Annotated in this window: 19 protein-coding genes; 13 read left to right on the top strand and 6 right to left on the bottom strand. The window is 63.2% G+C overall.

The features are described 5' to 3' along the window. Positions 1-14 precede the first annotated feature (14 nt). Genes ACVWYQ_RS30975 through ligD form a run of 4 tightly spaced genes read left to right on the top strand, consistent with a single transcriptional unit; the run spans position 15 to position 3,682 of the window. Positions 15-476, top strand: coding sequence for a hypothetical protein (locus ACVWYQ_RS30975; protein WP_456726718.1), 462 nt, complete (start codon positions 15-17; stop codon positions 474-476). Further along, entirely contained in the window at positions 477-2,159 is a 1,683-nt protein-coding gene (locus tag ACVWYQ_RS30980) for a helix-hairpin-helix domain-containing protein (RefSeq protein WP_456726719.1), read from the top strand. Continuing rightward, a complete protein-coding gene (locus tag ACVWYQ_RS30985) occupies positions 2,159-2,722 on the top strand; it encodes an MOSC domain-containing protein (RefSeq protein ID WP_456726720.1) in 564 nt (187 codons plus the stop codon). The genes ACVWYQ_RS30980 and ACVWYQ_RS30985 overlap by 1 nt, the downstream gene beginning before the upstream one ends. A 12-nt stretch (positions 2,723-2,734) precedes the next feature. Continuing rightward, on the top strand, positions 2,735-3,682 hold the full coding sequence (ligD, locus tag ACVWYQ_RS30990; RefSeq protein ID WP_456726721.1) for a non-homologous end-joining DNA ligase: 948 nt from the start codon (positions 2,735-2,737) through the stop codon (positions 3,680-3,682). A gap of 32 nt (positions 3,683-3,714) precedes the next feature. Here ligD and ACVWYQ_RS30995 read toward each other — a convergent pair whose 3' ends face one another. Further along, entirely contained in the window at positions 3,715-4,539 is an 825-nt protein-coding gene (locus ACVWYQ_RS30995) for a ribonuclease HII (protein ID WP_456726722.1), read from the bottom strand. 232 nt (positions 4,540-4,771) lie between these two features. On the opposite strand from ACVWYQ_RS30995, the gene ACVWYQ_RS31000 reads away from it, so the two are divergent. After that, positions 4,772-5,875, top strand: coding sequence for a DNA topoisomerase IB (locus tag ACVWYQ_RS31000; protein ID WP_456726723.1), 1,104 nt, complete (start codon positions 4,772-4,774; stop codon positions 5,873-5,875). 375 nt (positions 5,876-6,250) lie between these two features. Here the strand turns inward: ACVWYQ_RS31000 and ACVWYQ_RS31005 are convergent, their stop codons facing one another. From ACVWYQ_RS31005 to ACVWYQ_RS31025, 5 genes are all read right to left on the bottom strand, one after another. Then, positions 6,251-6,667: a hypothetical protein gene (locus tag ACVWYQ_RS31005; protein WP_456726724.1), complete on the bottom strand. Its 417-nt coding sequence runs from the start codon at positions 6,665-6,667 to the stop codon at positions 6,251-6,253. An 18-nt stretch (positions 6,668-6,685) separates the two neighbouring features. After that, complete coding sequence (locus tag ACVWYQ_RS31010; RefSeq protein ID WP_456726725.1) at positions 6,686-6,886, bottom strand: hypothetical protein; 201 nt, start codon at positions 6,884-6,886, stop codon at positions 6,686-6,688. A gap of 271 nt (positions 6,887-7,157) precedes the next feature. Further along, positions 7,158-7,832 carry a class I SAM-dependent methyltransferase gene (locus ACVWYQ_RS31015; RefSeq protein ID WP_456727216.1) on the bottom strand — a complete coding sequence of 225 codons (675 nt, stop codon included), beginning with the start codon at positions 7,830-7,832 and terminating at the stop codon, positions 7,158-7,160. A gap of 439 nt (positions 7,833-8,271) precedes the next feature. After that, the gene (locus ACVWYQ_RS31020; RefSeq protein ID WP_456726726.1) at positions 8,272-9,159 is read right to left on the bottom strand and encodes an SMP-30/gluconolactonase/LRE family protein; all 888 of its coding nucleotides are present in this window, start codon (positions 9,157-9,159) and stop codon (positions 8,272-8,274) included. A 12-nt stretch (positions 9,160-9,171) separates the two neighbouring features. Continuing rightward, complete coding sequence (locus tag ACVWYQ_RS31025; RefSeq protein ID WP_456726727.1) at positions 9,172-9,840, bottom strand: GntR family transcriptional regulator; 669 nt, start codon at positions 9,838-9,840, stop codon at positions 9,172-9,174. 175 nt (positions 9,841-10,015) lie between these two features. On the opposite strand from ACVWYQ_RS31025, the gene ACVWYQ_RS31030 reads away from it, so the two are divergent. From ACVWYQ_RS31030 to ACVWYQ_RS31065, 8 genes are all read left to right on the top strand, one after another. Further along, positions 10,016-11,032: a TRAP transporter substrate-binding protein gene (locus tag ACVWYQ_RS31030; RefSeq protein WP_456726728.1), complete on the top strand. Its 1,017-nt coding sequence runs from the start codon at positions 10,016-10,018 to the stop codon at positions 11,030-11,032. Positions 11,033-11,051: 19 nt separating this feature from the next. Next, positions 11,052-11,567 (top strand): TRAP transporter small permease, encoded by a 516-nt coding sequence (locus ACVWYQ_RS31035; protein WP_456726729.1) that lies wholly within the window; start codon positions 11,052-11,054, stop codon positions 11,565-11,567. A gap of 21 nt (positions 11,568-11,588) precedes the next feature. Then, positions 11,589-12,869, top strand: a complete 1,281-nt coding sequence (locus ACVWYQ_RS31040; RefSeq protein WP_456726730.1) for a TRAP transporter large permease subunit — start codon at positions 11,589-11,591, stop codon at positions 12,867-12,869. A gap of 25 nt (positions 12,870-12,894) precedes the next feature. After that, on the top strand, positions 12,895-13,377 hold the full coding sequence (locus ACVWYQ_RS31045; protein WP_456726731.1) for a type II 3-dehydroquinate dehydratase: 483 nt from the start codon (positions 12,895-12,897) through the stop codon (positions 13,375-13,377). Between the two features lie 16 nt (positions 13,378-13,393). Next, positions 13,394-14,050: a hypothetical protein gene (locus tag ACVWYQ_RS31050; protein WP_456726732.1), complete on the top strand. Its 657-nt coding sequence runs from the start codon at positions 13,394-13,396 to the stop codon at positions 14,048-14,050. A 59-nt stretch (positions 14,051-14,109) separates the two neighbouring features. Then, positions 14,110-15,837: an FAD-dependent oxidoreductase gene (locus tag ACVWYQ_RS31055; RefSeq protein ID WP_456726733.1), complete on the top strand. Its 1,728-nt coding sequence runs from the start codon at positions 14,110-14,112 to the stop codon at positions 15,835-15,837. A gap of 90 nt (positions 15,838-15,927) precedes the next feature. Then, positions 15,928-17,757: a tannase/feruloyl esterase family alpha/beta hydrolase gene (locus ACVWYQ_RS31060; protein WP_456726734.1), complete on the top strand. Its 1,830-nt coding sequence runs from the start codon at positions 15,928-15,930 to the stop codon at positions 17,755-17,757. Positions 17,758-18,340: 583 nt separating this feature from the next. After that, positions 18,341-19,783, top strand: coding sequence for a DUF4403 family protein (locus ACVWYQ_RS31065; RefSeq protein WP_456726735.1), 1,443 nt, complete (start codon positions 18,341-18,343; stop codon positions 19,781-19,783). Positions 19,784-19,908 lie beyond the last annotated feature (125 nt).

Below are 19,908 nucleotides of genomic sequence, written 5' to 3' on the forward strand. Positions count from 1 at the left end.
ATTGCGAATGATCGATGCGGTTGCAACGCCGCAAGGATTCGCAGGTTCCGGAGCCATTTCCTACCTGCCGGCTTGAGGGGGCGAGTTGTTGCGGCGATTGCCGTTTATACGACCTTCGAGCTGCTCGTCGCCTCTCCCGCAAGCGGGATGCCGGCTTCCGAACCATAGGCGACAACGCACGTTATCAAACCATGTCAGACGCCTTTGACTACTTCCGGGCCTACGCGGTCCGAGCTCTCTGCAAAGCCCGCTCGATGCCGCAGGGCAAGATGAAGCATCTGCAGCTCGTGGCCGGACGAATTTATAACCTCCTCAAGAAGGAGGCCGCTTACGCTCCGAACATGCAGCACCTCGAGGACTTCCGTGCAGCGCAAAAGCTCGAGAGGTCTCTCAATCGGGAGCCTGACGTCGCCGTGACCGCTCAACGTCGTGTCATTCCAGAGGAAGCGCAGGACATGGAGCGAGAGGCTCATTGAGTGTCATCCCTCGACACCCGCGCCGTAGCAGGCCTCCTTCGAGAATATGCGCAGCGCAGCGCCTTGCGCGGCGGCAATCCGTACCGCGCAAAAGCCTACTCTCGGGCCGCGGACAGCCTGGCGGCCCTTGCCATCCCGCTTCATGTCCTCATCGCCGAGGACCGGCTTACCGAGATTCCGGGCGTCGGTGAGGCGATCGCCGACATCATCACGAAGCTGCACAAGACGGGCACGCATCCGAGCCTGGAAAAGCTGCGCAAGGAAATTCCTGAGGGCGTGCTCGAGATGTTCTCCGTGCCCGGTCTACGCCCTGAGAAGGTGCTGCGTCTCTACAAGGATCTCGGCATCACGTCCCTGGCCGAATTGGAGGCTGCTGCCAAGGACGACCGCATCAAGAAGGCCAAGGGACTCGGAGCCGCCTTGCAAACCAAGATCCTGCAGAACCTTGCCATCGCGCAGAGCGGTGGAGGCCGCCTCCATCTGCACCGTGCCGCCGCCCTGCTGGCGCATGCCAGGGATTCGATCCGCAAGTCGCGGCCCGAGCTGAAGCGCGTCACGATCGCCGGCGACTTTCGCAGGGGCTGCGAACTCGTCGGCGATCTCTCGATCGTTGCTGAGGGCCCCAAGGCCGCCAAGGCGGCGAAGCCGTCGCCGACGGACGGATTGCAGATCCACCTGTCCGACCGCAAGCACTTTGGCGCCGCGCTTTTGTTCGCGACCGGCTCCGCCGCCCACATCGAGCAGCTCCGGACGTTGGCCGCCGAAAAGGAGATGCGGTTGGAAGCCGATGGCTTGCACAAGGGGCGCACCCTGATTGCCGGCCAGGAGGCCGAGATCTACCGCGCCCTCGGTCTGCCCTTCATCGACCCTGAGCTCCGGGAGGGGCGCGGCGAGATCGAGGCGGCTCTGAAGGGCAAGCTCCCAAAGCTCGTCACCGACCAGGACCTGCGCGGCATCCTTCACTGCCACACCGATGCCTCCGACGGCACCGAGACCCTGGAAACCATGGCCAAGGCCACGCGCCAGCGCGGCTTCGAGTATTTCGGCGTAGCCGACCATTCCAGGTCCGCCCACTACGCCGGCGGTCTCTCCGTCGAGGCGATCGCGCAGCAGCAGCGTGAGGCCGACCGTCTGAACAAGCGCTTCGGGAAGGATTTCCGGATACTCAAAGGCATCGAGTCGGACATCCTGGCGGACGGCTCGCTGGACTATCCGGACGACGTGCTGGAGCGTTTCGATTTCGTGGTCGCCAGCATTCACGGCCGCTTCAAGCTGGACCGCAAGGCGCAGACGCAGCGCTTGCTTCGGGCCATCTCCGATCCTCATACCACCATCATCGGCCACATGACGGGGCGGCAGCTTCAGCGGCGGCCGGGCTACGAAATCGACATCGAGAAGGTGCTGAGGGCCTGCGCCAAGCACGATGTTGTCGTCGAGATCAACGCCCATCCCTGGCGGCTTGATCTTGATTGGCGCTGGCACCAGGCTGCGCTCGAGTTCAGCTGCATGCTGAGCATCAATCCGGACGCGCACTCGATCCCCGAGCTCGACCACATGCACTGGGGCGTCTTGATGGCCCGGAAGGGCGGCGCCCCTGCCGATCGGGTCCTGAACGCGATGAAGCTTCCCGAGATCACGCGCTACTTCCGCCAGAAGCGGCGCTCGCTCGCCCGCGCCGCCTGATGCCGCAGGCGCACGATCTCTCGCTTAAGGGAAAGGTGGCGGCGGTCGCCGCCGACCCTGGGCACCACTTCAGCAAACCGCTCCAGGATCGCATCGTTCTGGTGGAGGGCCATGGCGTCCAAGGTGACGCGCATGCCGGCCCTTTCGTCCAGGACCGCTATCTCGCCCGCCGCCGGCCCCGCCTGCCCAATCTCCGGCAGGTCCACCTGATCCCGGCCGAGCTCTTTGCATCCCTCGCGGAAGCTGGCTTCGAGGTCGCAGCAGGGGACATGGGTGAGAATATCACAACGACTGGCGTTGACCTGGAGCGGATGCCGCTCGGCACCCTCATCAAGTTGGGCCCGTCGGCCATCGTCGAGCTGACCGGTCTCCGGACGCCCTGTGTCCTCATCGACCGCTTCCGGGCCGGCCTGAAGCGACAGGTGCTCTCGTCGGCGGAAACGGGCCCTCCATTCAAATCCGGCGTGCTGGGCGTGGTACGGGCCGGCGGGATGGTCGCAGCTGGTGATGCCGCGCGGGTACGCCTGCCGTCCTCGTCGTTTCGGTCTCTGCTGGCCCTGTAGAGAGCCCCCGCCATGGCCCGAAAATCCACCTTGCCTTATCGCCTACAGCCCATGCTGGCCACGCTGACGGATGCTCCGTTTGACGATCCCGATTGGGTCTTCGAGGACAAATTCGATGGTTTCCGCATGGTCGCGGAAATCCGGCGTGGCCAGGTCGCGCTCTACAGCCGCAACGGGAAGATCATCAGCCACTCCTATGTGGAGGTCGCGAAAGCACTCGAGGGCGTGAAGACGGATGCCGTGATCGATGGCGAGCTCGTCGCGATCGGCAAGGACGGCGCATCGCATTTCCAGTTGCTCCAGAACGCCCTGCGCCATGAAGCCAAGCTCTTGTACTGCGTATTCGACCTCATGTTCGCGGACGGCAAGGACCTGCGCACGCTGCCGCTCCTCGAGCGCAAGAAGCGGCTGAAAGCCATCCTGCCGCGCCACAAGCTGATCGCGTTCAGCAGCCACCGCAAAGGTAACGGAACGAAGTTCTTTGCAGAAGCCGAGCGGAGACATCTCGAAGGCATCATGGCCAAGCGCGCCGACAGCCCGTACGCGTCCGGACGTCGGACGGCCGATTGGCTGAAGGTGAAGACCGCGCAGCGACAGGAGGTCGTGATCGCCGGCTTCACGGCGCCGAGGCGAACCCGGCCCTTTTTCGGCGCGCTCGTGCTGGCAGTGCGCGAAGGGGATGCATGGCGGTACATCGGCCACGTCGGCACGGGCTTCAGCCACCAGGTTCTCGCAGAGCTTCACGGCAAGCTCATGAGGCTCAAGGCTGGCAAGTCGCCGTTCCCCACCAAGGTGAAGGATGAGCAAGTCACGACCTGGGTACGTCCTTCGTTGGTCGCGGAAGTGAAGTTCGCCGAGTGGACCAGCAAGGGCGAGCTGCGCCAGCCGGTCTATCTCGGCCTGCGGTCCGACAAGAAGGCCAAGGACGTGTTTCGCGAAAAGAGTTGGTCGCGAAAATAGCGCCGCCGAGAAAGAGGAGACGTCCGACCCGGTCAGCCGGCTTCGCGCTCGGCTGCCGAAGGCCACGGCGGCAGGGGCGGCAACCCGAGAGCCTTGCGTACGGGTCCGAACGACCGACGGTGAGCTGCGCATGCACCAAGCTTGGCAAGAGCTTCGTAGTGAGCCGGCACGGGGTAGCCCTTATGATCCGCAAAGCCGTAGCCGGGGTGACGAATATCGAGAGTCCGCATAACCGTGTCGCGCTCCACTTTCGCCAGGATCGACGCAGCAGCGATGCTGGCGGACTTGGCGTCACCCTTGATGATGGCCTGCTGAGGGATATCGATCTCCTTCAACCGCTTCGCGTCGATCAGCAAGTGCTGCGGCGTCAATCCCAGTCCCCTGACCGCACGCTGCATGGCCTGAATGCCGGCCCAATAGATGTTGATCGTGTCGATCTCCTCGACCTCGACGAACGCCACACACCAACTCTCTGCCTTCGCCTTGATCTCCTTCGCGAGTTCCTCGCGAGCCGCGGCGTCGAGTTTCTTCGAGTCGTCGATCCCGATCATCCGCGTGCCGGGCTTCAGGATCACGGCGCCAGCGGAGACTGGCCCGGCGAGAGGGCTCATTCCGGCCTCGTCCACGCCTGCCACGGCATGAAGGCCGCTCTCCCAGAGAGTGGTTTCGAAGCTGAGCATCTTGCGGAGGCGTTGCCCTTCCGACCTGTTTTCGAAACGCCGTTTGTCGATCGAGGCCAGGATGGCACGGGCTCCCGCGCGGGTGTCGGCCCGCAAGGTTTGCTCGACGCTGGCCTCGAGCGGTCTTTTCTCGACGACATAGCGCTGACGCAGCACATCGAGTGAATACTGGGACATGGAAGCTTTCGTGGAGACTGCTGTGGGGAAGCATGTCGGTGAACTTTGTGGCGATTGTCTGAAGGTAAGCTACGCCGCCCAACGACTCGCAGCGCCTTGTCGAAAAGGAACCGGCCCGGCCTTCACCTGAGATGGATTGCATCCACCGATCTCAGAACGGAACTAAACGGTGTCCTCAACCCTTTAGGAGGAGTGGAGCCTCGGTCCCAGGGTGCTTCCGAGGGACAGGCCCATGCTCCGAGAGACCGGCAACGAAGAACAGGTTCTGGACCGCACCGCCGTGGTGGCGGCCACCATCGCGGAAGAAGGGCTTCGGTATGTCAGCGACTCCGCGCCGGGCTACACCCGCAAGCGGACCGGAACCACGTTCAGCTATTACGACAAGGATGGAAAGCGCATCACCGATGCCGCTGTCATCCGGCGCATCAAGTCGATCGGCATCCCGCCAGCTTACGAATCCGTGTGGATCTGCCCCTCGGCGAACGGCCACATCCAGGCAACCGGGCTCGATGCGAGGGGCCGCAAGCAGTATCGCTATCACCCGAAGTGGCGGGAACTTCGTGACCAGAACAAGTACGAGCACATAATCCAGTTTGCGGCCGCGCTGCCGGCGCTCCGCGCCCGGATCGAAGCCGACATGAAGCTGGACGGACTACCTCGCGAGAAGGTGCTGGCCACGATCGTCAGTCTTCTGGAGAAGACGCTGATCCGGGTCGGCAACGCCGAGTATGCCGAAAAAAACAAGTCCTACGGGCTCACCACGATGCGCCGCAAGCACGTTGCGGTGGGCCGCGGCGTCCTTCGGTTCGACTTCACGGGCAAGTCGGGCAAACAGTGGAAGCTCCGCGTCGAAGACAAGCGGATAGCCGCGATCGTGAAGCGTTGCGCGGAAATTCCGGGACACGAGCTCTTCAAGTACTTGGACGACGACGGACAACCCCGCACGGTCGATTCAGGGGACGTCAACGCCTACATCAAGGACATCACGGGCGAGGACTTCAGCGCCAAGGATTTCCGGACATGGGCGGGGACGGTTCTTGCGGCGTTCGCCCTCTCCGAATTCAAGAAATACGATAGCCAGGCCGAGGCGAAGCGCAACGTGGTCGCCGCGATCGAGAGCGTCGCGAAGCAGCTCGGCAACACGCCCGCCATCTGCCGCAAGTGCTACGTGCACCCGGAAGTTCTAAACGCCTACATGTCCGGTGAGCTCGTCAAGATGATCGAAGTCAAGATCGCGCAGAAGTTCAAGCGACAGTACGCCAAGCTCACGCCGGACGAGATCATGGTTCTGGCGTTTCTGCGTAAGCGTCTCGATTCTCTGAAGGCCCCCGCCTAGTCCCGCGACCAGTTTTTGGACGACCTGCGCCCCTCCGCGATGGTGCTGAGCTGGCCTTACACGGCACGTGCTCTCGTCGGCGGAAACGGGCTCCCGTTCAAGTCGGCGTGCTGGGCTTTGTCCCGGCGGGGACGGTCGCGGTTGGCCATAACGCTCGGGTTCGGCTCCCGTCCAAAGTTGACCTCTTGCCGGCTCGGTAGACTGCCCCGTGCATAACTCGGCGGCCCGATGGCCGAATCAAAGCGCGTCCGGTAGCTCGGAGCGGCATGGCCGCAAACAAGGTAACGGCGGTACGCTTGGGGTGGGGAGGCAACCGACGGTCCGGGACTATCAAGCCGCCCAGCTCCGCTGGTGGCTTTTTCGGCTCGACCTCCTTCAGGAGGCATTCGCCCTCGCTCGTTCACGGGCCGCACGGCGACGCTCCCGGCGCTCGCGGCGCCGCTTGGCTCGATCGGCGGGCTGCCGCAGCGGAGGAATGCTCTCCGGCAGGGACGGACTGGAACTCTCCGAGGCGGTCACATGAGCCGCCTCTGACGCCGCCGGGCGGGCCTCCATGACCTCGAGCACGGCCCGCCCTTTGGCGGTGATCTTCCATCCTCCACTTAGACGTTCGACAAGTCCTTGTGACCAGATGTCGAGGCCGGGCGCCCTTGCCGCGAGCCGCCTGGTCCGGTCCGCCCAGTCGCGACCGCTAGTCGCCAGGATAGCCATGTCACGCTTGAGGTCCTCCATCACAGCAAACCCGTCCGGATACGCCGCCAGGATTTTCAGGACCGTCACCTGGAAGTTCATGTCCGCCCCCCGGCATCACTAGCGCCACATGGTGGGCGCGTGTGACAGGGCCCTGCGGCCGACCTGCCTGAGGTCCTCGGGAGAGAGCTCGCCCCTGGTGGCAGCCTCCAGGATCTTCGATGCCACATGCGTACGCGCCCCGACCTCGCGGTGCGGAAGACCGTCACATACTTCGTCGAAGACCGCGCGCAAAAGCGCGGTGGTTGCCGTATCGAACATGAGGTGCCCCCAAGAAGGGAAAGCACCATCTTAGCCGAATTTTCTCGGTTCTGGGATTCAGGCATGTTGATCTGAGATGCGAAACTGAGGCAGCAAGGACGCCTTGAAAGCGCCTCGCGGACATCCGGGGTCCGGAAGGACAATAGCGGCACTCGGTTGCCTAAGGCCGCCATCCAGCGAGGAAATTCCGAGGCGGCCATCGACCTGGCGGTGATTGCACTGCTGGGTGCCTGAATTCGTCGAGACCACGACTGACGCCGCGCAATGCAACTTACAGAGAATCCGGTGAGATGGTCCAAACCGCCGTATGCTTGATCTCGACATCTTCGAGGTCACGGGGCACCGGTACGCGATAGTCGGCGAGTCGGACAAGTTTTGCCTTCGGAAGGAAAGTGCGCCCGGGGTCGCCGATCAAGATGGTCGCGCCGGCGCGCGCATGGTCGGCCAGAAATGCGAAGGCACGCGCCGCGGTGTCGCGTTCATAGAAAATGTCGCCCGCGAGGATGGTCTGCCATCGGTCGTTTGGTTGAGTGTCGAGCACGTCCTCGCCGCACGACGTAAGGTGGACCTGGTTGACCTCCGCATTGAGTTCGGCCGCCGCGATCGCGAAGGTGTCGATATCAGACACCGTCACCCCGGCCGCGCCGGCCTTCATCGCCGCGATGCCGACCAGTCCGGAGCCAGAAGCGATGTCGAGCACGTGCCGGTCCCGCACGGTATCGGGATGATCGAGCACATAGCGAGCCAGCGCTTGGCCGCCCGCCCAGGCAAAGGCCCAGAAGGGCGGGGGAAGGCCGGCCTCGTTCAGCTCGTTCTCGGTCTGCTGCCAGAGCGGCACCGATTCATCGGCGAGGAAGACCGCGATTTCCGGCACCAGCGGCACCGACCGCAGACGGGTGTTGGCGCGGATGAACGATTGCGGGTCGGCAATGGTCGTGGCTGTCAAGGCGGGCCGTCCCTGTCTTGGTCCCGTGATGACTAGCACGAACCGTCTCGCGCCGCGAAAGCGGGCGTAGAGCGGCCGCAAATGCGACTGCGCGAAAGGTCGCGAATGGTCCGTTCCGCGATCTCCGCACCTATCATCCCTCCTCTCCGCCTCCCGCGAAAGCGCCCTGTGATCCGGTTCTACGATCCTCGACCGGCTCGAAAATGCCTGACATTGAAAGTCCGAATCGCCGAACCGGTGGTACACAGCGGTGGTCAAAAAACCAACCGGCCCTTCAGGAATCCTTGTTTTTCGGCGGTTTTCGCGCATCCGGCGCTCTGGGGAAGAGAGTCCCACTCTCTCCGCCGCCATCTGCCTTCGGCACCGTCAGTGGCCAGTCCGCGAGCAGCCAGGAAGAAGCACCCGTGTTGCTCTTGTTGGGAGACGGCAACGACGGGCATCAAACAAACCGATGTTCCGGAAGTCCCTGAGCGAGGTTCTGGACGGCGAGCAGGTGGCCGGCTTCAGGCTCCCCGCTCAACTGTCTGGGGTCGAGGAATTTTCGCGCGCTCGTGATGAACATGGTCTTGTAGTCGCTGCCGCCGAAGCAGACGCAAGTCGGATTGGTCACAGGCAGCGGGATGACCGTGTCAATCCGGCCGTCCGGCTGATAGCGGACCACGCGCCCTCCCGAGAAGAACGCGGTCCAGAGCCCGCCATCGACATCGACGCAGGCGCCGTCGGGGCGTTCGCCGGAGGCCGTGTAATCCGCGAACAGCTTTTGGTCGCGGATCGTGCCGTCGTCGAGATCGAAATCGAAGCTCCAGGTGCGGTAGCGCCGTGTATCCGTGAAATAGAGCGTCCGGTTGTCGGGCGAAAACGCAATGCCGTTGGTGACGATGACATCGCCGAACATGCGTCTGACCGCACCCTTGCCGTCGACCCGGTACAGCGCGCCGCTTGGCCGATGCAGCTCGTTGTCCATCGTCCCGATCCAGAGGCGTCCCCGCGCATCGACCCGTCCGTCATTGAGACGATTGTCCAGGCCCATTTCGACATCGCAGATCCGAACCATGCCGCTCGCTTCATCGCGGCGAAACAGGCTGAGATCCTGCGCGAGGATGTACGATCCGTCGGACGCCAGCGCCTGGCTCCCGAGAAACCGGCAATCATAGCGAAGAGTGGCGTGCATGCCCGTCGCGGGATCGAAGGATTGATGCAGCTGCCGGTCGATGTCGACCCACCAGAGCTTGCCCGAGCGACCGCACCACAGTGGTGTCTCGCCCAGGACGTCGCCGGCCGGCACCGCGACCTCGACCCGGTCGGCCGCGATCATCCGCGCCGTCATAGCCGCGCTCCCTCAACGCAACGAGCTGTTGGCAATTGCGTGGGCGACGCAATTGTTGACATGTGCCGACAGCACCTTGTTCGCGGTTTCGACGTCGCGCTTCAGCGCACAATCGAGCAGCGCCTGATGTTGTGCGGCCGGTTCGGCGCCGCGATAGTGGAAAGCCACCATCTGGTATCGAAAGTATTTGTCGAAGGCGAGGCTGTGCGTCTCCATCAACAGGCGCGATCCGCAGTTCGAGATCAGCGCCTGATGGAATTCGCCGTCGTACCGCTTCCATTGCTCCGGCTCTCCAATTCCGGAATCCATCAGCCGCTCCGTCGAGGCGAGCTTGTGATGGGCGGAGACGACGCGGCCCTCCCATTCCACGTCTGCATTGGCAAAGGAGATCGCCATCGCGTGCTGCTCGAGCAGCAGCCGCAGCCCGGCGAGCTCACGCAGATTTTCGGCGGAGACCGCGGCGACCTCGAAACCCCGCTTGCCCTCGGCCACTACGAACCCCTCGGCCGTGAGCCGGGTCAGGATCTCGCGCAGCGTGCTGACGCTCACGCCATAGCTTTCGCGCAGCGCTTCGAGCCGCAGCCGCTGGGCCGGCGCCAGCCGGCCGAAAACGATGTCGGTCCGGATCCGGCGATAGCAATCGTCGCTGACTGCGGATTCTTCCTTGTCGATCAAAGGCATGGCGTCGGCCTTGGCGCAGCTGCCGGGCCTGACGGCCCGCAAATTCACATCTCAGACGATACCAACTTCATCGGATAAAATCCATTTCGTATTTTGACTCTCATATTCTCATGTGTTTATCCTCACGGTCAACGCTGCGACGCCAGAGCGCGGCGACATACGAGGGGAGGTCGGCATGCGGACTAAGATGCTGGGCTTGACGGTCGTTGCGCTGGCTGCGGTTCTCGCCGCGTGGCCTGCCGGGGCGCAGGTGCAGGAGCGAACGATCCGCTGGGGGCATCTCAACAATACCGATCATCCCGTCAGCCTCGGCGTGCAGAAATTCGCCGAAGTGCTCGGCACCAAGAGCGGCGGCAAGCTCAAGATCCGCGAGTTTCCGGCCTCCCAGCTCGGCAATGAGCTGCAGCAGCAATCGGCCGTTCGCGGCGGCACCCAGGAGATCTTCTCGGCCTCGACGACCTCGCTCGCCGGTGTCGTCAAGGACCTCGGCCTGTTCGATTTTCCCTTCATCGTCGCGACGTTCGATCAGGCGACGGCGCTTGCAGACGGCCCGTTCGGCAAGGCGATGATGGATCTCCTGCCCGAGAAGGACCTGATCCCGCTGGGCTATTGGGGGCTCGGCTTCCGCAACGTCACCAACAGCCGGGGGCCGGTCGCGAAGGTTGAGGATCTCGCGGGCCTGAAGCTGCGCGTGATCCCGAACCCGGTTTATCTGGAGACCTTCAAGGCGTTCAAGGCTAACCCGGTGCCGATGGCATTCGGCGAGCTCTATACCGCGCTCGAGAACAAGACGGTCGACGGCCAGGAGAATCCCTACAGCGTCATCCTGTCGAACAAGTTCTACGAGGTGCAGAAATACGTCTCGGCGACCAACCACACCTTCACCCAGAACATCATCATCGTGAGCAAGAAATTCTGGGACAAGCTCTCGCCCGAGGAGCAAAAGATGTTCCGCGACACCTACGCGGAGACGGTCCAGTACCAGCGCGAGCAGACCAAACGCGCCGCCGATCAGGCACTCGGCGAGCTCAAGGCCAAGGGCATGCAATTCAACGAGATCGCGCCGGCGGAATATGCGCGGATGCAGGACGCGGTGAAGCCCGTGATCGACAAGTTTTCCGCCGAGTACGATCCGAACAAGGTCAAGCTCTTCAATGCCGAGCTCGCGCGCATTCGCAGCACGGTCAAGTGAGCGGCGGGGCAGGGCCGACATGGCAAGGCTCCTCGACGCCTACTGCGAGATCCTCAAGGCTGCGATCGCGTTGTGCCTCGCTGCCATGGTCGTGCTGGTCTTCAGCAACGTCGTGCTGCGCTACGTGTTCAATTCTGGCATCGCGGTGTCGGAGGAGCTATCGCGCTGGCTCCTGGTGTGGCTGACCTTCCTCGGTGCGATCGTCGCGCTGCGCCAGCACGCCCATCTCGGTGTTGACATGCTCGTGCGCGCGCTGCCGCCACGCGGCAGGACCATGTGCTTCGCGGTCAGTTATCTCCTGATGCTGCATGCCGACGGCTTGTTGACGCTCGGGAGTTGGAAGCAAGCCGTCCTGACCTTCGCCGACGCCGCGCCGGCGTCGGGGATCTCGGTCGGACTGTTCTTCTATTCGTCGGGTCTCGTGTTCGGCGTCTCGGCCGCCGTCATCCTCGTCTACGATCTTTATCGTGTCCTGACAGGGGCCGCGACCGGAGAAGACCTCATTGCCGTCAGGGAAAGCGACGAGCGCACCTGAGCTCCGCGGTCGGATGAGATCATGACGATTGCCGTCTTCACATTGTCCCTGCTCGGCGCCATGGCGCTGGGCATGCCGATCGCCTTTGCGCTGATCGTCTGCGGCGTCGCCTTGATGCACTATCTCGACATCTTCGATTCGCAGATCGTCGCGCAGAACATCATCAACGGGGCCGACAGCTTCCCCCTGATGGCGGTGCCGTTCTTCATGCTCGCCGGCGAGATCATGAACAAGGGCGGGCTCGCCAAGCGCATCGTGGACATCGCGCTCGCTGTGGTCGGTCATGTCAAGGGCGGGCTCGGCTATGTCGCGATCCTGGCATCCTGCGCGCTCGCCTCGCTGTCCGGCTCGGCCGCTGCGGATGCAGCGGCATTGGCCGCGCTGATCGTGCCGATGATGGTCGCTGCCGGGCACAGGAAGATGTACGCGGCCGGGCTCGTCGCCGCCGGCGGCATCATCGCGCCGATCATCCCGCCGAGCATCGGCTTCGTGCTGTTCGGTGTCGCCGCAGGCGTCTCGATCTCGAAACTGTTTCTCGCGGGCATCGTGCCCGGGCTGCTGCTTGGCGTCGGCCTCTGCTTCGCGTGGTGGTGGGTTGCCCGCAATGAGGACATCGAAAGTCCGCCGCGCAAGTCCCTGCGCGAGGTCGTCGCCGCGGTTTTCGACGGCTTTTGGGCCCTGATGCTCCCGGTCATCATCGTGGTTGGCTTGCGCTTCGGTATCTTCACGCCGACCGAGGCCGCGGTGGTGGTGGCAGTCTATGCGCTGTTCGTGGCGACCTGCATCTATCGCGAGCTGAAGCTCTCGCAGCTGTACGAGGTCATGGTCTCGGCGGCGCTCAGCACCAGCGTCGTGATGTTCCTGGTGGCGGCGGCGCTGGTCTCGTCCTGGCTGATCACGGTGGCCGAGATCGCGACCCAGGTCGTGGATCTCGTGCGCCCCTTCATGGGAAGTCCGACGCTGCTGCTGCTGGCAATCATGGTCCTCGTCGTCATCGTCGGCACCGCGCTCGACATGGCGCCGACCATCCTGATCCTGACGCCGATCCTGATGCCGATCGTCAAGCAGGCCGGCATCGATCCCGTCTATTTCGGCGTCCTGTTCATCATCAACAACGCCATTGGCCTGATCACGCCGCCGGTCGGCGTGGTCCTGAACGTGGTGTGCGGCGTCTCGCGGATCAGCATGGAGGAGGTCATCAAGGGCGTGTGGCCCTTCCTGATCGCGCAGCTCGTCGTGCTGCTGCTGATGGTCCTGTTCCCGCAATTGGTCACGGGACCCGCGAAATGGTTGACCGGCTAGTCACGTCTTGCGAAGGAGCGGCCCGATGGCGACGAGGATCATGATCCTGAACGGCCCCAATCTCAACTTCCTTGGCGTTCGGGAGCCGCACATCTACGGCAAGACGACGCTTCGCGAAATCGAGGCCAGCTGTGGGGAGGTCGCGCGGCTCCTCGACGTGTCGCTGTCGTTCCACCAGACCAACATCGAGGGTGAGCTCGTCGGCTTGATCCAGCAAGCCCATGGCAGCGTGGACGCGATCATCGTGAATCCGGCTGCATTCTCGTTCACCTCGGTCGCCCTGATCGACGCCCTGAAGATCTTCGATGGCCCGAAGATCGAGGTCCACATCTCCAACATCCACGCCCGCGACGAGCTGCACCGGCATTCGATCACCTCCAGCGCGTCGACGGCGGTGATCTGCGGGCTCGGTCCCTACGGCTATATCGCTGCCATTCTCGCTGCCGTGCAAAAGTTGGGGCGCGTGCCCACGGCCATCCCTGTCGCCTTGCACGGGCTCAAGGCGTGAGAAACGGGAGGGGCGAATGCGCGGCTCGGGATTTCTGGCGATCTGGAGTGATATTGAGCCGGCCGATCTCGTCGACTACCGGCACTGGCTGACGCGCGAGCACACGACGGAACGGGTGACGACAAAAGGCTTCCTCGCCTGCCGGGTCTTTCGCGCGGTACGAGCCGACATCGATCGCTTCTTCATTCTCTCTGAGCTGGAAACGCCGGAAGTCCTCGATGGCGAATCCTATCTCGCCCGCCTCAACGCGCCGACCCCGTGGTCGCAGCGCATCATGCCGAAACTCGGCAATTTCATCCGGGGCGGGGGCAGCGTGGTCGGGCGTGCCGGGCGAGGCGAGGGAGCCACGGTCATGGCGCTCCGGATCGAAACATTGCCGAAAGATCCGCAACAGCTGGCTCAGGCGCTCGTTACGTGCGACGGAATTGCCGCCGTGCAGATCGGCGCGACCGACGAGGCGCGTACGTCGGTGCGGACGGCCGAAAAGGGCATGAGGAAGAGCGAAGGCTTTTTCGGAGCACTCTTGCTGATCGAGGCACTCGACATAGCGTCATTGCAGGCAGCCTTGAGTCAGGTACGCAAGCTTGCGCCCGACATGCTCGCCCAGGCAAGTGAGTCCGAAGTCTATCAGAGCATGTTTGCGCTGGATGCCCGCATCGCGGATTTCGGCTGATGGCGACGCGCTCGCACGCCGTGTTCACCGTGCGTCGAGGGCCGGAAGGGTAGCTCGGGATGCCGCAGGCCGATCGCTCCTGGGACGTTGAGACCGACCTTCTCGTCATCGGGGCGGGCGCGGGTGGCATGACGGCCGCGCTCGTGGCTGCCCTTGAAGGCCTCGACGTGATCCTGTGCGAGAAATCAGACACAGTTGGCGGCACCACCGCGACCTCCGCCGGCACGGTCTGGATTCCCGGCAACCAACAAGGACATTGTACAGGGACGCCAGACAGAATCGAGGCAGCGCGGGTCTATCTACGCGCATTGCTCGGCGAACATGCGGCGGACGAGCGCGTGGATGCATTCCTCCAGGCCGGCCCCATGATGCTCGACTATCTCGCGCGCAGGACGAGCGTATTGTTTGCGGCGCCGCCGATGCATCCCGACTACAAAGATCTTCCCGGTGCAGCGATCGGCGGTCGTGCGCTCGGCGCCGTGCCATTCGACGGCCGCACGCTCGGCAAGGACTTCGATCGCGTCCGGCCGCCGCGGGGAGAGTTCATGGTTCTCGGCGGCATGATGGTGGCCAAGGCTGATATCGCGCCGCTTCTGGCGCCGTTCCGAAGCTGGAGCAACTTCAGGGATGCCAGTCGCCTTCTCGGCCGGTATCTACTCGATCGGCTTTCCTACAGGCGCGGAACGCGCCTAGTCATGGGCAATGCTCTCGTCGCGCGATTGTTCGACAGCGTCCTGCGCGCAGGTGTGCATCTGCGATACGAGACGGGACTGAGTGAGTTCGTTTGCGACGGCGAGGCGGTGGTAGGCGCCGTCGTCTCGTCCCGCGCCGGAGCGTTGGCGATACGGGCGCACAAAGGCGTCGTGCTGGCGTCGGGAGGCATTGGCTGGAGCCGCGAGCTTCGCGAGAAGTTCTTTCCGGAGGCCGCGCGCCAATTTTCGCTCACGCCGTCGTCCTGTACCGGGGACGGCTTGCTTGCGGCCGAACGCGTCGGTGCCATCATCGAGCGCGATCTCGATAGCCCGGCCTTGTGGATGCCGAGCTCGGTCATGACGCGAGCCGATGGCCAAGTGTCCGTGTTCCCGCACATCATGCTGGATCGTGCCAAGCCAGGACTGCTTGCGGTGAACAAGTCGGGGCGTCGTTTCGTGAATGAAGCCGATTCGTATCACGACTTCGTGGCGGCGATGCTTCGATCGAACGCGACTTCCTCGTCAGCCGCGTCGACTTTCCTGATTTGCGATCAAGCCTTTGTCCGCACCTACGGCATCGGTCTGGTTCGTCCTGGAACGAAGGACTTGAGGAAGTTTCTCAGGGCCCAATATCTGCTGGCCGCCGATAGCATTGAGGCGCTCGCCGAAGAAATCGGCGTGGACAGCGACGAACTCGCCCAAACGGTGGAGCGATATAATCGTTTAGCCGAGAGTGGCGTGGACGAGGATTTCGGCCGCGGTTCGAGCGAGTTGAACCGGTTCAATGGTGATCCACTGGTCAAGCCGAACCCGTGCCTGCGGCGGATCGGTCCCGGGCCATACTATGCCGTCGCAGTGTGGCCGACGGATCTCGCCAGCAGTGCCGGCCTGCGCACGGACGCAACGGCCCGGGTTTTGTCGCGCCGCGGAACGGTGATCCCCGGACTCTACGCCGTCGGTGCCGATTCCGCGTCGATCTTTCGAGGCACCTATCCGGGGCCGGGGACCATGATCGGGCCTGCAATGACATTCGGCTGGTGCGCGGCGATGCATGCATCGAGAGCTTCACCGGCTCCGGGTGCGGCGGAAAGATAACATCGTGTTAGGTCAGCGTAACAAACCAATAATTGTCTGGGGTCGCTGACGCGCTATCGTTGCACGCCCGCAAATCGAGGGGATATGTCGATGTCGACGCCGCCACGGAAACTCATCTGGTCGCTTCTGCTGCTGGCCGTCTCGAGCCAGTTCACCGCTGCGCTGGCCGAGCCGCTGGCGTGCGACGACGGTATCAAGCAGGCCTTTCGTCCTGATGAGAATACCAGCGTCGTCGCCGTTCGCCTGGTAAAGAAGGGCGAGGAATTGCGCGCGCCGGACGCGCCGACGCCGATCACGGCGGCCGCCGACCTCTGCCTGGTCAAATTGCTGGTCGGCCCCGGCGTCACTGCGGAGAAGGACAAGTCGGCGCGGTCGTATTCTGAAGGCATTGGCATCGAAGTCTGGCTGCCCACACCCGCCAATTGGAATGAGCGCATTCGCAACTATGGCGGCGGCGGCTGGGTCGGTGGTGGCCATCGTTATGCCGACAAGATCGGAAGCAAGGTGCCGGCCATCGTCAATGCCAACGTCGGATATGCATCCGGCACCACCGATGCCGGCCAGCCCTGGTACCAGGACGGTTCCTTCACGTTTTTATCCGACGGCAAGGTGAATGCCGAGGCGCTGCGCAGCTTTTCTGTCGGTGCGATGGTGGAGCAGGCGGTCAAGACCAAGGCGCTGGTCAATCTCTATTACGGCAAGGCGCCGAAGTTCGCCTATTACGACGGCCATTCGCAAGGCGGCCGACAGGGCATGAAGATCGCTCAGGACTTTCCGGAGCTCTATGACGGCTATCTGATAGCCCAGCCTGCGCTCAACATTGCCAGATTCGGCACGGCCTCGATCTATCCGCAGATCGTGATGAAGACCGAGCTCGGCATCACCGCGGTCAACAAGGATCAAGCGGCTGCCTTCGCGTCCAAGGTGGATGCCGCCAACAAGCGCGCGGTGGCGACCTGCGACAAGGCGGGGCTCGGCTTCCTGCTCGATCCCTTTGCGTGCGACTACGATCCCGCACGCGATGCGGCAGCGCTCTGCGCGGGGGAAGCGGGAACCGGCGTCACCGGCAGCAGCAATGATGCCGCGACCTGCATGAGCGCCAGCGAGGCGAGGGCGCTCGGCAAGATCTGGTATGGCGCGACGCGTGACGGCAGCGTCGATACAGCACAGACCCGCGACGGTCGGAGCGGCAAGTCGCTCGGCAATGCTCAGCTCTGGTGGGCGTTCACGCGCGGCACCGCGATCACGAGCGTGATCAAGAGCGCATCCACAGACAGTCTGGCGCTGGCCTTGCAGGACGTGCGCTATGCTGCCGATGCCAGCGCGACCTCGTCGATCCCGATCGCGAACGGCTCCACCAGCGTCCGGAACAAATGGCTCGAACTCGACTATGCCGGCGTTGCCGATGCCGTCGACAAGAACGTGGCGCTGCAGCCGACGCTGTTCGCGGGTCTCGCCACCGACAAGGCCGATCTTGCCAAGCTGCGCGACCTCGGCCGCAAGGTGATCGTCTGGAGCGGGCTTGCCGACGACGCCATTCCGCCGGCCGGCAACGTCAATTATCACGAGCGCGTCCTGGCCGCGATGGGAGGTCATGCCGAGGTACAGAAATTCATGCGCATGTACCTGTTGCCCGGCGTCGCGCATTCCTCTCAGGGACGCGCTTATGCGGCTGGGGGCCGCAACGATGCGGTGCCGTTGCCGAAACTGCCCGGCAATGCCAACCAGAAGCCCACGCGCGAGCAGGATCAGTTCTTCTCCGCGCTCACGAACTGGGTCGAGAAGGGCGTCGCCCCAGAGGAGATCATGCTGGTGTCGCGTGATAACACCGTGAGCTATCCGGCGTGTGTCTATCCGCTGATGACCACATGGAACGGCGGCGGGCCGGCAACGCAGCCTTCAAGCTTCAGCTGCCGCTGACCCCTTCCGAATGATTTTGGACGCCTCACGCTCGAATGGATCGCCGTTCTCCCGGCGGTCTCAGAACGATGAATTGTGCCGCGTGCGATTGCAGGAAATTGTCGGCTTGACCGAACAAAGTCGACCAGCCGCCGAGTCCCTACCTTACAGCATCAAGACTGGACCGCTGGCGACTGTGTGGTGCGAGAACGAGAGCGACCCAGCTGCTGCACCGTTGTTAAATCAGCTTTATTGCGAGGAAGCGCGTGATAGGTTTTTGCCTGCTTCAGCCGATTTATTGCTGGGTCGAGGCCGCTTGTGGCGCGAAACTGAGGCGTAACACCGCGGCGCAATGCCATGGTTGCGTCATTTATCATTTGACATGCGAGAGGTCAGGCGCTCATCTTGAAGTTGCTTCTTGTGCTTTCAAGCGCGGGATCGCCCCAGCGTTAAAGGATAGCGGCAGTAGCTCCATTCCGGGATGCCAAACAGCCGAGTCCGAGCAGCTTTCGCCGCCCCACCCCTAACGTATGGGGCCGCTATCGTCGCGAGCGCAATGGGCGGCGACTGTGGTTCTGGTTTTCATTGAACCTGGAGCACTAGAATGATTCCTGCATCACCTTCATGTCGGCTGGAACCCCCTTCGAGCAGATCACACCTGGGCGTGGCCAGCCTGGCCGCGCTCGCTGTGGGGGCGCTCCCATCAATCGCGTTCAGCGCCGATAAACCGGCGCTGATTCCGGATCCAGCAACGCCCCTCGTAACGACCTCGCGCATCTCTGCGACGGTCGAGTTCGGGCTGCCGGCTCTTGCTGCCGCGATCGAGCGGGATATTCCAAAGCGACTTGCCACCATTGACGAGCGTATCAACTGCGTTCATCGTCGTGTGTTCATCTTCCGCGTCAATGCCAATTGCGACGTCTGGGGTTTCGTCGACCGAACCAGCTCGGTCTCGCTTTATGGCCGAGGCGACCGCGTCTTCGGAGCGGTCTCCGTACACGGCGCTGCCGAAGGCCAGGGAGCCAACCGTTTCACGGCGCGCATTCGCGGCGAGACCGAGGCGAGCGCGACGATCGAGGTCGAAGCTCGCCCCGAACTGAGGAGGGATGGATCGCTCCAGCTCAACATCAGCGACTCGTTTCACTGGAGCGAACATCCCTACCTCCACGTCCTCGGCCGCGCGTTTGACCTTGCGCCTTATGTAGAGCCTAACATCCGGACGCAATTAGGCCGCATCCGGTCGCGAGCGCTGGCGGCGGCACGCGCGCTTGATCTGCACGCGAAGGCCGAGACGGCTTGGCGCCACGCATTTGAACCAATCAGACTCGCGGAGGATCCACCGGTCTGGCTGCAGCTGACCCCGGAGAGCGTGGCTTTCGCAGGTGTCCGCGCCGACGACAAGGTATTGCGGGGATCGCTTGAACTTACCGGTTCCGCCGAAACCGCAATCGGACAGCAGCCGCCAGCTGTTACAGCAGCGGCCTTACCGCCGCTCAGCGCCGCGGTGGCGGAGCCGGGCACTTTCGATGTCATTCTTCCGATCCGCATCAACTATGACGCGCTCAAGGAAAAGATCAGTCAGGTGATCGCAGCCATGCCGGCGCAGAACGCATCCGTGCGCGAGGTCCAGATTTACCCGTCGTCGGGTAAACTCGTGATTGGTCTGCGCATCGAAAAGAGCCCCGACACCGATCCCAATGCGGGCCAATGGATCTATCTCTCGACCACGCCAGCAGTCGACGCCAACGCCAAATCCTTCAGACTCGGCGATGTCGACATGACAACTTCGTCAGACGACAGCCAGATTGCATCTGCCGTGCAACGGCTAACGGCGCACTTGAAGAGTGTCGCTTATCTCGACTATGGCGTGTCCTATCAGAACCTGCTCTTGGCAGCGAACGAGCGCCTGACGCGCCCGTTGAAGGACGGTTTTCGCATGGAGGGCCACCTCGAATCGGCAGGGCTCGAGAAATTGCAATTGCTGCGCGATGGCGCCACGATTGCTCTTCGTGCCAGAGGCAGTCTGAAGATACTTTACGGTCTGTAGGCACATGGGCTGGACAATGCGATGCTTCAATTCCGTTGGCCGCCCGCGGCGCGAATGGAGGCCAAACGCGCTCATTGCAGCAGCTTTCTTGGGGATGGCGGGAATAGCGTCAGCCCAGACACCAT

Source organism: Bradyrhizobium sp. USDA 3397 (assembly GCF_054060965.1).